Genomic DNA, 13,559 nt, shown 5'->3' on the forward strand with positions numbered 1-13,559 from the left:
CTCTCCGTGATGGTTAACACACTGCTTAGCGCCCAAGCATAGTTAAGGCTCCATCATTCTGCTTCTGTCGTTGTGACCTATTTGTTGTTGCAAAGCGTGCTCCAGTTCGAGCATGGCGTGCTCGATGGCTTGGGTGCAGTCGGTTACGGTTTCGGGGTGGAACACTTCGTGGCAGGCGTTTTCGAGTGCTTCGCAGCTGTCGATCAATCGACCCGCCTGGACGATTCGTGCTGCACCCTTGATTTTGTGAGCGATGTCGAGGAATGACTGGCGGTCTTTGCTCTGTGACAAATCCAGTAATTCCTGGCGGTCCAGACGATTGCTGTTCAGCACTTCGAGCAACAGACGTTGATCCATCTTGGGATTGCCGCCGGTAAGCAGCTGCAGCCCCTCGAGGCTGAACGCCGGGTCGCGGGCAATCGGTTTGACGCATTCGATCCATAGTCTCAACGCCGCCAGACTGAGGGGTTTGAACAGACAGTCGTCCATTCCAGCGTGTTTGCAGCGTTGTATTTCTTCCGGCTGTGCGTTGGCGGTGAAGCCCAGCAGGACACAGGCCGGGTACAACTGTTGCTGTTCGTGTTGGCGGATCAGGCGGGCCAGTTCGTAGCCATTCATGACTGGCATGTTGCAATCGACAATCACCAGGTCGAACCGTCCATGCTTCCATGCCTGGAACCCGGTTTCACCATCCGTTTCAGCGCGGTAGTGGTGCCCCAGAAAAACCAGTTGCTGGCACATGAGCAAGCGATTGGCCGGGTGATCGTCGATCACGAGGACGTTCAACGGAGTTGAGGTAGGGTGAACCGTCGCTTCGACGGTTTTCGGCCGCAGGTCTGGCGGCAATGTCGTCAGGTGCAGCGCTATCTCGACCTGCGTACCGGCACCGACCTGGCTGCGCAATAGCAAACTGCCTCCCATCATCTCGCACAGAGTACGGCTGATCACCAAGCCCAGCCCGGCGCCTCCTCGGGTCGACTGCGCGCTGTGTGTTGCCTGAGCGAATGGCTCGAACAAACGCTGTTGATCCTGCTCGCTGATGCCGATTCCGCTGTCTCGAACCTGCACGCGCAGCACCCCCCGCTCGGGCTCGTCTGTGGCCTGCCAATCAACCACAATCCGCACCTGACCCTGTTCGGTAAACTTGATGGCGTTGCTGACCAGATTGGAAAGCACCTGCTTGAAGCGCATCGGGTCCAGTAGCACATCGGGTGGCGATTGGGCGGGGCTCAAGTCCAGTAACAGTTGCAGGTGTTTCTGTCGGGCGAGGCCGTCGAAGATCCTGACGACCGACGCGACCGTTTCACCCAGATGGACGCGCTCCGGGTTCAGGCTCAAATGCCCGGATTCGATGCGCGCGATATCGAGAATGTCCCCGATCAGTTCCAGCAGGTCTTTCGCCGAGTTGTACGCGACGTCGATGGCGGGGCGGTCCGGATGAGCCGGCTCGATACGTTTGAGGGTCAGCTCCAGCATGCCGATGATTGCATTCATCGGGGTGCGAATCTCATGGCTCATGGTCGCCAGAAAAGTGCTTTTGGCTCTGTTCGCTTCGTCGGCGCGTTCCTTGGCCGCCCGAAGATCATCGAACAGTTGTCGCCGCTCGCTGATGTCGATCCAGCCGCCAATGATGCCCTGCACTTCACCGCTCGAGTCCCGGTAGGGCAACACCCAGTGATAAATCGTCAACTGGCGACTGCCGATTTGCAACGTGCGGTCGAGAATCAACGGGGTACCTTCATTTACGACTCGCTGATAGTCGGCCTCAAACTCCCGAGCCTCGAACGCATTGCTCAGCTTGCCTTGAATGACGCTTTTGCCAATCACGTCTTCGTACTTTGCGCTGAAGGCTTCCAGGTAACTGTCGTTGCAGCTTTGCAGCAACCCCTGGCGGTCACGCACGTAGATCGGATGTGGTGTGCCATTGACCAGTGATCGCATGAACTCAAGTTGGTCATTCAATGCAAGTTCGGCCGCCTGACGCTGTTTGATCTGTCGACGCATGTAAGCATTCCAGGCCACAGAGATCAGCAGTAACACGCCAACACCGATGACCACCTGATAGAACAGCCGGTGATAGTTGCGCCAGGTGTTTTGTGACGTCGAGGAGTAACCCCGCCAGCGACTATTGATAATGCCCAGCTCTTGCGGGGTAATGCTCAGCAATGCCTTGTCGAGGATGGCGCTCAGTTCCTTGGCATCACGCCCTGTCGCCAGGGAGAACGCAGCCTGTTGCGTGCCAACGGTGGAACTGATCTGAAGTGTTTGCTCGAAGACTCTGGATGAGATGAAGTAGTTGGCGATCACCAGCGAGGTTACGGAGCCTTCAGCTTTGCCCTCTGCCACCAGTTGCACGGCACTGAAGGTGTCGGGGGTTTCGATCAGAGTGAGGTTCGGGAACTCGCGACGCAGGTAATCCACCATCGGATTACCCTGAGCAATCGTCAGGCGTTTACCCGAAAACTGTGTGAGGTCGTTCGGACTGCCGGTCACTTTGCGCGTCAGCAGGACAAAAGAGTTTTCCAGATAAGGACGGCTGAAATTCAGCAGCATTTCACGGTGCGCGCTGGGCAGCAGGGCGGCAATCAGATCGGCCTGATGCTGACTGAGGCGCTCGATCATCTCGTCATCGCTTCGGCTGCGATGGATCTCGAAGCGCAAGCCGGTGCGCAATCTGATCAGCTCGAGCAGATCGGCAGCAACACCCCGAAAGTTGCCGTCGTTATCGAAAAATGTCAGCGGCGCAAACGCCTCATTGACCACCACGCGAACCACCGGATGTTGCGCCAACCAGCGTTCTTCGAGAGTGGTAAGTTGCAGTTTGTGATCGGTGAGAAGAATGTCACTGCCTGCACTCCAGCGTTTGGCGATATCTTCCCGCTCATGGGTGGGCGTGGCTTTCAGTATCGCGTTGATGATCCCAAGCAGTTCCGGGTTGTTGCGGTGCACGGCAAAACTGAAGCCGTGGACTTCGTGTTTACCGAAGTTGGCCATCCGGACGTTGTTCAGATAACCCTTGTTGATCAAGTAGTGGGTTGAAATGGTGTCACCGAGAAAGACATCAGCCTGGTCGAACGCGACCGCGTTTATTGCATTCTGGTAAGACGGGTAGACCGTGATGATCGCCTTTGGATACAGGGATTTGACTTCTTCCATCGGTAGATAGTGGTACACCATGCTCAACCGCAATCCGGCCAGTCCATCGGACAGGGATCGAGTTTCTCCTTCCCGTGTCACCAGGACCGGTTGATCCGCGGCGTAAGGTGTCGACAGCACAATGTCGGCGTTACGTGCCTCAAAGCCGTTGGCGCTGCCCAGCATGTCGACCTCGCCGTTTTCCAGCGCATCGATGGCCTCTTCTCGGGAAGCGTAGCGCTGAACCTTGACTGGCAGGCCGGTCGCCTTACCAAGGATGCCCGCGTAATCGGCGGTGAACCCTTCATAGTCGCTGCCTCTGCTGGTCAGGTCGAACGGTGGGTAATCGGGGGCTGAGCTGCCAAGAATCAATTCGCGTTTGTCTGTGATCCATTGTCGCTGTGATGTATCTAGTTGTACTTCCATGTGCCCGACCATTGAGCGACTGAGCAGGGAGTAATGCTCGCTGGCGGAGTGTGTCGCAGACACTGAGGTGCTCAGGCTTAAGCCTGCGGTGATCAGTATCAGATAATCCTTTAAACGACTGGGCATCCGGTCTCTCACACTAAGGCGTTGCGTTTTGCCATATCGATAAGTTCAACCAGTGATTTGGCTTTGAGTTTTTGCATCAAGCGTTTTTTATAAGTGCTGACGGTCTTGTTGCTCAGGAACATGCCCTTGGCAATTTCCTTGTTGGTGCGGCCTTGTGCAAACAGTTGCAATACCATCAATTCCCGGTCGTTGACTGACTTGAAGAGTTCCAGGTCGGCGTATCGCGTGTCATCGCTACGGACGGGGTTCAGCGCTTGGCTGGGAAAATAGTTGTAGCCTGAAAGCACCGCTTTGATTGCACTAACCAGTTCACTGAGGTCTTCCTGTTTGCATACATATCCCGACGCGCCGGACTGCATGCAGCGAATACCGAACAAGGTAGGGCACTGGGCCGTTAAAACCAGGGTTTTTAACGGAGTACACATGGCATTAAAACGGGATAGAACTTCCAGTCCATCCAGCTTGGGAATGCTGATGTCGAGAATAACCAGGTCTGGCATGCATTCGCGGACCATCTGCATGGCGTCGACCCCGTTATCAGTTTCGCCGACGACTTTATAACCCTCATGTTCGAGCAACATTCGGACGGCAAGACGGATAACGGGGTGATCGTCGACAATAAAAACGGAGTTCATAATCAGATCCCATTCGAGCTCAAATAAAGCGCGCACCTTAGCTCAGATAGTTGAGGGGGCGCATGAACTGACGGGTCGATAGCAGTGATATAGGACAATTCCTACAATTGAAGAGGAATAGGACTACGTTCCAGTTCGATTTTGAGTCAGGATCGAAGGAAGTGTTGTAGGTATTAAGTTGATGGTTGTGTGATGTTTTTTAGGGGTAAGTCAGGGTCAATAAATTTACAAAGTTTGTTTTAATGGTTTTATCAAGTGGCGCGGTAACGGTAGATCTTGTTGGTCGGTGGTTTTTTTAAGTTCGTCCGGTTCGCCGGGTGTCAAACTACTTGGAAGTATTGCCTGGTCATTTCAGCTCCAGACCCGCTCTCAGAGCAGCGGGTCGAGGCGAGGGGTATCAGCGACTAGAGCCACCGGTCATTTCCACGGCCATTTCACTGGCGTAGCTGTCAGTCATGCCGGCGATAAAGTCGATCATGCGCAGGAATGAAGTGTGCAAAGGCCCGTGAGGATCGGGTGCATTGTTGCCCAACAAGTCCAGGATGCGGCGACTTTTGAACGACGGCGTCCGACCATTGTGTTGTTCCAGTGCCGCGCCGCAGAAAGCGTTCAGTAGAATCTCCAGCGTGGTGTAGGCGCCGATTTCATGCAGTGTCTTGCGCTTGTCCTGGAAGATTTTTTTTCTGGCCATGTCTTTGGCGTTCAAGACACAGCGCTTGGCAGGGCCATGCATGTGCTCCACCAAATCGCCGGGCAGTGTACCGGCCAGCAGGGCATCCTGCTGTTCGACGAAGGCCCGAGCCGCGGCATTGGTCAGGTGTTCGATGGCTTTGCCGCGCAGGATGGCCAATTTGCGTCGGCGCGAATCCAGTGGGCCCAGTTGGCGAAAGGTTTCCGGAAGATCGTCGCCCACCAGATTGAGCAGTAACGACTCGACTTCGGTGTACTCCAGCAACTCCATTTCCAGACCGTCTTCCAGGTCGATCAGCGCGTAGCAGATGTCATCGGCGGCTTCCATCAGGTACACCAATGGATGACGTGCCCAGCGCTGCTCCTCCAGTTGTGGCAGGCCGAGTTTATGAGCGATCTGTTCCAGCAACGGCAGCTCGCTCTGATAACAGCCGAACTTGTGCTTCTTGTAGCCCAGCGAGTCAGCGTGCTTCGCCGTCCAGGGATACTTCAGGTACGTACCCAGCGTGGCGTACGTCAACCGCGTGCCACCATCGAACTGGTGGTACTCCAATTGAGTGAGCACCCGAAAGCCTTGGGCATTGCCTTCGAAATTCAGGAAGTCATTACGTTCGACTTCGCTCATGTCATCCAGCCAGCCACGGCCTGCGGCCTGCTGGAACCAGTGACGGATAGCGTCTTCGCCGGAGTGACCGAAGGGAGGATTACCGATGTCGTGGGCCAGGCAAGCCGACTGCACCACCATCCCCAGGTCACTCGGTTCGCACCATTCCGGCAACGCGCTGCGGATGGTTTCACCCACGCGCATGCCCAACGAGCGCCCGACGCAACTGACTTCCAGCGAGTGGGTCAGGCGCGTGTGAATGTGATCGTTGCTGGTGACCGGATGGACTTGGGTCTTGCGTCCCAGTCGGCGAAAGGCACCTGAGAAAATAATGCGGTCATGGTCTTTATGGAAAGGACTGCGGCCGAGTTCTTCCGGGCTGTGCAGAGGTTTTCCGAGGCGTTCGCGGGTAAGCAGGGTTTGCCAATCCAAGGCTGGTCTCTCCGTCAGGTGACTGATGCCTTAGCCTAGAGCCCGGCGGCGTCGATGTCGATGAGCAGCAGTCGCTCACCATTGTCGAAAAATTGCCCGGCGGTGAGGCAGTATTGATTGCTGGTGGCATCGCGATAAGTGCTGGACAGCGTGAGCCGACGCTCGTCCCAACCCTCTGCCAGCAAGTGATAGAAGTACGGGCGCCACGACCAGTTGTGACCCAGGTAGCGGTCGTCCGACTCCCAGGCGTTGTTTCGCCATTCAAGGTTGGGCGTCAGTTGCGTGCCGTGGCGGTCGCATTGATAGAAACGCAACAGCCAGGGGAATGCGTCCAGTTGGGGCAGGGCGCTGAGCGGTGCGTGGGCTTGGGCCCATGTCTGCAACAGGGTCATTAGCTCGCTGAGTTGCTGGCGCATGATCATCAGCCGCCCACGCTCAGCCAGTTTTTGTTGAACATAGCGATGGCGCAGTTGCGCGAAGCGCTCGACAAAAGCGTCAGCGGCGAAGAAGTCGGCTTGTGCCCTGGCAAACAGAAAACCCTGCACGTACCGCGAGCCGCACTCCAGGGCAAAACTCAGTTGAGCTTCAGTTTCCACGCCTTCGGCAATGATCCAGCAACCGGTTTTCTCGGCCATCTGGGCCAGCGCCTTCACCACATCGCTGCTCGGACCACCCAACGCAGCTGCCTGGAACAAGCGCATGTCGAGCTTGAGGATGTCCGGTTGCAGGGCCAGTACACGATCGAGTTGAGAATAACCGGCGCCGAAATCATCAATGGCAATTCGCGCGCCTGCTTCTCGGTAGCGAGCCACGACGTCAGCCAGGCGCTGAATGTCGCCGCCCAGTTCGGTGATTTCGAACACGATGCGTTGCGGGTCAACATTGTGCTTGCGCAGCTGTTTGAGGCTTGGCAACTCTTGATCGGGTCGCAGGCGATTGATCCAGCGTGGGGAAATGTTCAGGCTGAGAAACCAGTCCGAGGGTGCTTCATGCAAACGACTCAGGGCGTTGTCGCGGATCTGGCGATCAAGACGCCGCAACGCGATGGCCGGTGTCCTTGGGTCGGCGAACAACGGCCCCACAGAGGCCAGTTGACCGGCGGCCTGTTGCAGTCGACCCAATGCCTCGACACCCGCGATACGGCCGGTGGCGGTATCGATGAAGGGTTGAAAGCAGGCGAGCGGTTGCCCGTCGATCACGAAGCCTCCTTGGTTAAGGTCTTGTTTTTGGATGCCTGGTCACCGGATAGGCACACAGGATTGAACCCCTCGATAGAGAGGTTCATCCCGGTGGTATTGCAAGAATGCAGCCAGATGATGGCTATTTAGTCTTTGCGTGAGTTGCTTTGCAGGACCAGCTTGATCAAGGGCCCCAGGCTGGTGCCCAGACGAACCAGGCGAGTCAGGCTGCTGGCGCCGCCGTTGCGCGTACTCTTGCCGGTCAGAAAGCCGAGCAAGGTGACGGCCGCCACGCCCCAGAGCGGGGCGTGCTTGATGCCAAAACCGTCCTGCAGGTCTTGCTTCATTCCGCGAATCCGCTGCAAGGGCTGCAGCAGTTCCCGGGACTCGAGGCGGATTTCCTGGCGATGCATTTCCATGCGCAGGCGAATCAGCGCCTTGCGCATTTCCGCGCGCGAGCTGTTGTTGGGCAGTTGAGGAAGGCTCATGGCAGCAGGCGCTCCCGGTCGTTGGCCAATTCTTCCAAGGTGCCATGGAAGGGCGAGGACTCATCAAAAACCGCTGCTTTCAAACGCAATCCACAGAAGATCGCGGCAAGGGTATAGAACACGCAGAGCCCGATGATGGCGGCCAAGCGATAGGTGTCCCAAAACACAATCAACACCAGGGTCGACAACCCCACCAGCAGCAGCAATGCAAAGACCAGCGCCAGGCCTGCAAACAGCAGCAAGCTTACGGTGCGTGCTTTTTGTTCCTGCAACTCGATGCCGAACAGTTCGACATGGCTGTGCAGCAGTCCAAGAAAAGCGGCACCCAGGCGCCGCGATGAAGCGCTTGTGCCCGTCGCGGACGAGCTGGATTCGCCGATAGACATATCAGCGCCGAGAAGCCAGCAGGCCAATGAGGAAGCCTACCCCGGCGGCGATCCCGACCGATTGCCATGGGTTGGCCTGCACGTAATCTTCGGTCGCGGTGACGGCGGCCTGACCGCGTTCGCGCAACGAGTCTTCGGTCAGCTTCAGGGTTTCCCGGGCACGCAACAGACTGTCGTGGATCTGGTTGCGCAGTTCGTCCGCCTGATCTCCGGCCAGCGTCGCGGTGTGCTCCAGCAACCGTTCGGTGTCGCTCACAAGCGTCTGAAAATCGTTCATCAGGATTTCTTGAGCAGTCTTTGCCTTGATGCTGGCCATGGGTGGATCTCCGTAAGTGGCTTCTGATGGGTTCGAGTATGAGCCTTGCGCGAAGGTTCAGTACAAATGACTGGTACAACTTTTGCTGTGTCGTGGTGCGTTTGCCGGCGCCGATGCGCTGTTGCCGGGCATGATTTCAGGAAAACCTCGACTCAAACAATAAAAACTCGCGCGACGATTTCGCTCTGATGCGCCAAAGCGGTTCATGGGGATCGGTGATTCGATCCGCATAAGCTGCAACTTGGTGCGTCGATGGTCTGCGTGAACTGCTTTGGTGCTTTTTTAGTCTTAAGGTCTGCCAACCCATGGAAAATCTGCAAAGCGCTGTGGACAGTCTGGTCCACAGCTCCAATACATTGTTCATCCTTATTGGCGCGGTCATGGTGTTGGCCATGCACGCCGGTTTCGCCTTTCTTGAGGTTGGCACGGTTCGGCAAAAGAACCAGGTCAACGCCTTGTCGAAGATTCTCAGCGACTTCGCCATTTCGACCCTGGCCTACTTCTTTATAGGCTATTGGATTTCCTACGGGGTGACGTTCCTGCAACCGGCGGCGGTGATCAACGCCGACCATGGTTATGGACTGGTGAAATTCTTTTTCCTGCTGACTTTCGCAGCGGCTATCCCGGCAATCATTTCCGGCGGTATTGCCGAGCGCGCCCGATTCGTCCCCCAGCTGTGCGCGACTGCGCTGATTGTGGCGTTCATCTATCCCTTTTTCGAAGGGATGATCTGGAACGGCAATTATGGTTTGCAGGCCTGGTTGCTTGCGCGATTCGGTGCCAGCTTCCATGACTTTGCCGGTTCCGTGGTGGTGCATGCCATGGGGGGCTGGCTGGCACTCGCGGCGGTGTTGTTGCTCGGGCCACGACAAGGCCGTTATCGCGACGGCCGCCTGGTGGCGTTTGCTCCCTCGAGCATTCCCTTCCTTGCCTTGGGCTCGTGGATTCTGATCGTCGGCTGGTTTGGCTTCAACGTCATGAGCGCGCAGACCCTGCAAGGCGTGAGCGGGCTGGTGGCGGTGAACTCGCTGATGGCCATGGTCGGCGGCACCGTGGCGGCGCTGATCGTCGGGCGCAACGACCCAGGCTTTCTGCACAACGGCCCCTTGGCTGGGCTTGTGGCCATTTGCGCCGGCTCTGACTTGATGCACCCGGTGGGCGCGTTGGTGACCGGCGCCATCGCCGGGGCACTGTTTGTCTGGTGCTTTACCGCTGCGCAGGGCAAATGGCATATCGACGATGTGCTGGGAGTGTGGCCTCTGCACGGTCTGTGCGGAGTGTGGGGCGGAATTGCGTGCGGCATTTTTGGCCAGACTGCGTTGGGCGGTTTGGGCGGTGTAAGTCTGATCAGCCAGTTGATCGGCACCTCGCTGGGTGTGGTCGTGGCGCTGGCCGGTGGCTTTGCAGTCTATGGAACGATCAAGGCGTTTCATGGGCTGCGCTTGAGCCAGGAAGAGGAGTATTACGGCGCGGACTTGTCGGTGCACAAGATCGGCGCCGTCAGTCAGGACTGAATCACTTTTCTGCATCTTCGGCTCCGGGATAAAAGTCATGGAGCATCCGGTAGCGATCATGCCGGATCTGATCGGCCCGCTCCTGTACCTGATGGGCGGGCAGTCCCAGCATGATCAGTGCATGGGAGGCGAGCATCAGGCTGGACTCCAGCAACTCGGGTACGACTTCGTTGGCGCCGGCTTCTTTCAGTTCGGCCATTTGGCTATCGTCGCGGGTACGAACCAGAATCGGAACTTTGGCACTGATCCGGCGAGCCTCCTTGAGGATCTCCAGCGCGACGTCAGGCTGGTCCACGGCGATCACCAGCAACTTGGCGCGCGCCAGTCCGACGGCAAGCAGTAATTCACCTCGACGCGAGTCTCCATAGTGCACGCAGCTTTCGCTGACGGCCGCCTCCTCGACCCGGACCGGATCGTGGTCCAGCGCAATGTAAGGTTGTTGCTGATGACTCAGGCAGCGCCCGATGGACTGGCCGACGCGCCCGTAACCACAAATGACTACATGCTTGTCCAGATCCGCGTTCAGCGCGCTGATCTCTTCAAGTTGTGCCTCCTTGTTGGATTTACGATGCAGGCGCTTTGCGATAGACGGGGCCGCGCGCAGCATCAGTGGCGTGACCAGCATCGAACAGAACGTCGCGGCCAGCAAAAGGCCGCCGAGTTGCGCGGGCATCAGGTCGCTTTGCTGCATCTGCGCCATCAGCGCAAAGCAGAACTCACCTCCCTGGGCCAGTGCCAGGCCACTGCGCCAGGCGGTTTCGCCATCGCTGCCTCGCCATTTGACCAGCAACGCCACCACGGTGCCCTTGATCAGTAGCAATCCCAGGGTCAGGCCAAGGATCAGCAGCGTGTGGCTGGCGAACAGATTCAAGTCGATCAGCATGCCGATGGTGACGAAAAACAACCCGAGCAGAATGTCTCGAAACGGGCGGATATCGGCCTCGACCTGATGCCGGTAATGACTTTCGCCCAGCAGCATGCCGGCGAGAAACGCGCCCAGGGCCGGGGAAAGACCCAGCAAGTGAGTCAGCCAGGCCGTCAGCAGGACAATCACCAGCGCCAGCAGGACGAACAGTTCAGGGGAACGGGCGGAGGCGATTTCATGGAACAGTCTTGGCAACAACCAGCGGCTGGCCAATAGCAAGCCGCCGAACAACACCACGGTTTTGATCAGTGTCAGAGGCAGCGCCCAATACCAGGCCTGATCACCGTTGCCGGCGAACACCGGCACCAGGGTCAGCAGCAAGACGGCCACCACGTCCTGGAACAGCAAGACGGCGATGGCGTTTTGGCCATGACTGCTGAAAATCTCGCCAAGGCTGGTCAACTCCTTGCTGACAATGGCGGTAGACGACAGCGCCAGCCCCGCGCCCAGCAACAGCGCAGAGGTGACCGGCATCCCGAACAACATCAACAGAACACCCAGTAACAGTCCGCAAGCCAGCACTTGCAAACTGCCCAGACCGAACACCACATGACGCAGTGCGATCATTTTCGTCAGGGAAAACTCAAGGCCGAGAGAGAACAGCAGGAACACCACGCCCAACTCGGCAAGGTGTGGCAACCCTTCGCTCTCATTCACCCAGTTGAAGGCGGTCGGGCCAATCATCAGCCCCACGCACAGGTAGCCCAGGACCGGGGGCAATCGCAGGCGCTGGAACAACGCTATGACCACTAGAGAGGAGACGAGAATAATCAAGAGATTGGCAAACACGTAAAGCTCCGCTGACAGACGCTGGCTACTCAAGCGTAGAAGCAAAAAAAACGTGAGCATTGCTTAAATGGCACAAACGACGCCTGATTTGCGTCAGGGTTATTCCGCCACCATTGCGATTCATGCCGCAGGGCAGAAAATTCGACGGCTCGACGGTTTTTCGGGGCAGGCCTAGAATAGTCATCTGGTTTTTTTTTTGGTTGAGCGCTCATGCCTCCTGAATGTCAGCTGTTCGGCACCCTTGGGTGCCATCTCTGTGAAGTGGCCGAATTAGAGCTGATGCCTTTGGTTGAACACGGTCTGATGGTCGAACTGGTCGATATTGCTGACAATGAAACCTGGTTCGCAGCCTACAGTCTGCGCATTCCGGTCTTGCGACGAGTTGATACCGGCGCTGAACTAAGTTGGCCATTCAGTGCCGACGAGGTGGTGGCGTTCTTGAGTTAAGCGGTTTTTGTGCTGTAGATGGACCCGTCTGTCGATCTTTGCGATTGATTCCCTTGGCTTCACCGATGTTCTTCGGATACTGTATGCGTATACAGTTATTCGTAGTGCTGCCTTGCCGTCCCGGGTTTCCGGGGTTGGGCAGGCAGTTCCAGGCGTGAGAGGGATTAACCGTGGTCAATGTCGAACAATTGAAAAACAGCGTGAACCGGATGTCGGTCGATGTTGTGCGCGAGGCTGTCATAGAATTGCGTCTGGACGGTCTGGTAACGGAAGGAAAAACACCCTTTAACAAACTGCACTTCAACACCTGCTTTGCCGAGATCGAAGCGCTGTTCCAGCGTGCGGGTTACCACCGGCAGCTGGATGTCGTGGGCTATCAGGGGTTGTTGTATGCACTTTACGACCCGGCTCGCTGGGCAGCCGTCGATGTGTTGCGCTGGCTCAAGGAGTTCACCGATGCAGCAGCGCGCACGCAGATCCCGGCGTGAGGATTCTCTGCTAGGTTCACCCCGGCCACTGTTGGATAATGCTGCCCTGTATTGAGGGTCAGAGCTTTCGTATGTCCACTTCATCTTTTTCCGCCGCACACAACCAGGCCAGCACACTCTACTTGCCGCCGGGTTCGTGGCTGACCGTTATCGATTGCCTGTGCGAACATTTCAGTGCTATCGGTCGTGAACAATGGCTGGACAGGGTGGCTCGCGGACGAGTGCTCGACGGGCATGGTATGCCGATCGCGCTGGATTTGCCGTACAAGGAAGGGCTGCGGATTCATTATTTTCGTGAGGTTGCGGACGAAAAACCGATCCCGGCGGTCGAGTCGATCCTCTATGCCGACGAGCATCTGGTGGTCGCTGACAAACCGCATTTTCTGCCGGTGACTCCCGCAGGCGAGTACGTTGAACAAACGTTGCTGAGAAGATTGATCCGTCGACTGGATAACCCACACCTGGTGCCGTTGCATCGCATTGACCGGCATACCGCGGGGCTTGTGCTGTTTTCCGCCAACCCGCAGAGCCGTTCAGCCTATCAGTCGTTGTTTCCGACACGGCAGATTGAAAAGTACTACGAGGCAATCGCCCCTGCATTGCCTGATCTGACCTTTCCCTTGGTGCATAAAAGCCGGCTCGTTGATGGCGAGCCGTTTTTCCGCATGCAGGAAGGTCCGGGTATCAGCAATACCGAGACCGCAGTCGAGGTTCGGGAAAAGAACGGGGATCTCTGGCGGTATGCGCTTTACCCGGTGACGGGCAAGAAACATCAATTGCGGGTGCACATGACTGCGCTGGGCGCCAGTATCTGTAACGATCCGTTTTACCCGCAGGTGCTCAAGGACGTTGAAGATGACTACGCCAATCCGCTGAAACTGCTCGCGCAGGGATTGCGGTTTGTGGATCCGGTTACAGGCCAGGAAAGAGCGTTTGAAAGCACTATCACCTTGCAGTGGTGAAAAAATCCCGGCCACGAA

General features: G+C 57.0%; 12 protein-coding genes. 4 read left to right on the forward strand and 8 right to left on the reverse strand.

Translation table 11 applies throughout. The features are described from left to right. Positions 1-42 precede the first annotated feature (42 nt). From EAH78_RS27780 to EAH78_RS27810, 7 genes are all read right to left on the reverse strand, one after another. Entirely contained in the window at positions 43-3,687 is a 3,645-nt protein-coding gene (locus EAH78_RS27780; protein WP_140670937.1) for a transporter substrate-binding domain-containing protein, read from the reverse strand. 8 nt (positions 3,688-3,695) lie between these two features. After that, positions 3,696-4,322 carry a response regulator transcription factor gene (locus EAH78_RS27785; RefSeq protein ID WP_027925739.1) on the reverse strand — a complete coding sequence of 209 codons (627 nt, stop codon included), beginning with the start codon at positions 4,320-4,322 and terminating at the stop codon, positions 3,696-3,698. 397 nt (positions 4,323-4,719) lie between these two features. After that, entirely contained in the window at positions 4,720-6,048 is a 1,329-nt protein-coding gene (locus tag EAH78_RS27790) for a deoxyguanosinetriphosphate triphosphohydrolase (protein ID WP_140670939.1), read from the reverse strand. A gap of 35 nt (positions 6,049-6,083) precedes the next feature. Next, positions 6,084-7,247 carry an EAL domain-containing protein gene (locus tag EAH78_RS27795; protein WP_140670941.1) on the reverse strand — a complete coding sequence of 388 codons (1,164 nt, stop codon included), beginning with the start codon at positions 7,245-7,247 and terminating at the stop codon, positions 6,084-6,086. A 125-nt stretch (positions 7,248-7,372) separates the two neighbouring features. Next, entirely contained in the window at positions 7,373-7,714 is a 342-nt protein-coding gene (locus EAH78_RS27800) for a hypothetical protein (RefSeq protein ID WP_123432618.1), read from the reverse strand. Beyond that, positions 7,711-8,100 carry a phage holin family protein gene (locus EAH78_RS27805; RefSeq protein WP_123432617.1) on the reverse strand — a complete coding sequence of 130 codons (390 nt, stop codon included), beginning with the start codon at positions 8,098-8,100 and terminating at the stop codon, positions 7,711-7,713. Before EAH78_RS27805 ends, EAH78_RS27800 begins: the two co-directional genes overlap by 4 nt. A gap of 1 nt (position 8,101) precedes the next feature. After that, a complete protein-coding gene (locus tag EAH78_RS27810; RefSeq protein ID WP_140670943.1) occupies positions 8,102-8,416 on the reverse strand; it encodes a DUF883 family protein in 315 nt (104 codons plus the stop codon). Positions 8,417-8,721: 305 nt separating this feature from the next. On the opposite strand from EAH78_RS27810, the gene EAH78_RS27815 reads away from it, so the two are divergent. Continuing rightward, on the forward strand, positions 8,722-9,930 hold the full coding sequence (locus EAH78_RS27815) for an ammonium transporter (protein WP_140670945.1): 1,209 nt from the start codon (positions 8,722-8,724) through the stop codon (positions 9,928-9,930). Position 9,931: 1 nt separating this feature from the next. Here EAH78_RS27815 and EAH78_RS27820 read toward each other — a convergent pair whose 3' ends face one another. Beyond that, the gene (locus tag EAH78_RS27820) at positions 9,932-11,644 is read right to left on the reverse strand and encodes a cation:proton antiporter (protein ID WP_140670947.1); all 1,713 of its coding nucleotides are present in this window, start codon (positions 11,642-11,644) and stop codon (positions 9,932-9,934) included. 210 nt (positions 11,645-11,854) lie between these two features. Here EAH78_RS27820 and EAH78_RS27825 point away from each other — a divergent pair, with 210 nt between their 5' ends. The 3 genes from EAH78_RS27825 to EAH78_RS27835 all read left to right on the forward strand — a co-directional run bounded on the left by EAH78_RS27825 (position 11,855) and on the right by EAH78_RS27835 (position 13,541). After that, positions 11,855-12,091 (forward strand): glutaredoxin family protein, encoded by a 237-nt coding sequence (locus tag EAH78_RS27825; protein ID WP_140670949.1) that lies wholly within the window; start codon positions 11,855-11,857, stop codon positions 12,089-12,091. 170 nt (positions 12,092-12,261) lie between these two features. Beyond that, on the forward strand, positions 12,262-12,579 hold the full coding sequence (locus tag EAH78_RS27830; protein WP_140670951.1) for a transcriptional regulator: 318 nt from the start codon (positions 12,262-12,264) through the stop codon (positions 12,577-12,579). 71 nt (positions 12,580-12,650) lie between these two features. Then, the gene (locus EAH78_RS27835) at positions 12,651-13,541 is read left to right on the forward strand and encodes a pseudouridine synthase (RefSeq protein ID WP_140670953.1); all 891 of its coding nucleotides are present in this window, start codon (positions 12,651-12,653) and stop codon (positions 13,539-13,541) included. The last annotated feature ends 18 nt before the right edge of the window (positions 13,542-13,559 follow it).

It is taken from the genome of Pseudomonas arsenicoxydans (genome assembly GCF_006438915.1).
In the GTDB taxonomy this organism is placed as follows: domain Bacteria; phylum Pseudomonadota; class Gammaproteobacteria; order Pseudomonadales; family Pseudomonadaceae; genus Aquipseudomonas; species Aquipseudomonas arsenicoxydans_A.

Coding starts and splice junctions, on each gene's coding strand:
- EAH78_RS27780 (WP_140670937.1), bottom strand. CDS start 3,687: ATGCCCAGTCGTTTAAAGGATTATCTGATACTGATCACCGCAGGCTTA.
- EAH78_RS27810 (WP_140670943.1), bottom strand. CDS start 8,416: ATGGCCAGCATCAAGGCAAAGACTGCTCAAGAAATCCTGATGAACGAT.
- EAH78_RS27805 (WP_123432617.1), bottom strand. CDS start 8,100: ATGTCTATCGGCGAATCCAGCTCGTCCGCGACGGGCACAAGCGCTTCA.
- EAH78_RS27785 (WP_027925739.1), bottom strand. CDS start 4,322: ATGAACTCCGTTTTTATTGTCGACGATCACCCCGTTATCCGTCTTGCC.
- EAH78_RS27825 (WP_140670949.1), top strand. CDS start 11,855: ATGCCTCCTGAATGTCAGCTGTTCGGCACCCTTGGGTGCCATCTCTGT.
- EAH78_RS27800 (WP_123432618.1), bottom strand. CDS start 7,714: ATGAGCCTTCCTCAACTGCCCAACAACAGCTCGCGCGCGGAAATGCGC.
- EAH78_RS27835 (WP_140670953.1), top strand. CDS start 12,651: ATGTCCACTTCATCTTTTTCCGCCGCACACAACCAGGCCAGCACACTC.
- EAH78_RS27815 (WP_140670945.1), top strand. CDS start 8,722: ATGGAAAATCTGCAAAGCGCTGTGGACAGTCTGGTCCACAGCTCCAAT.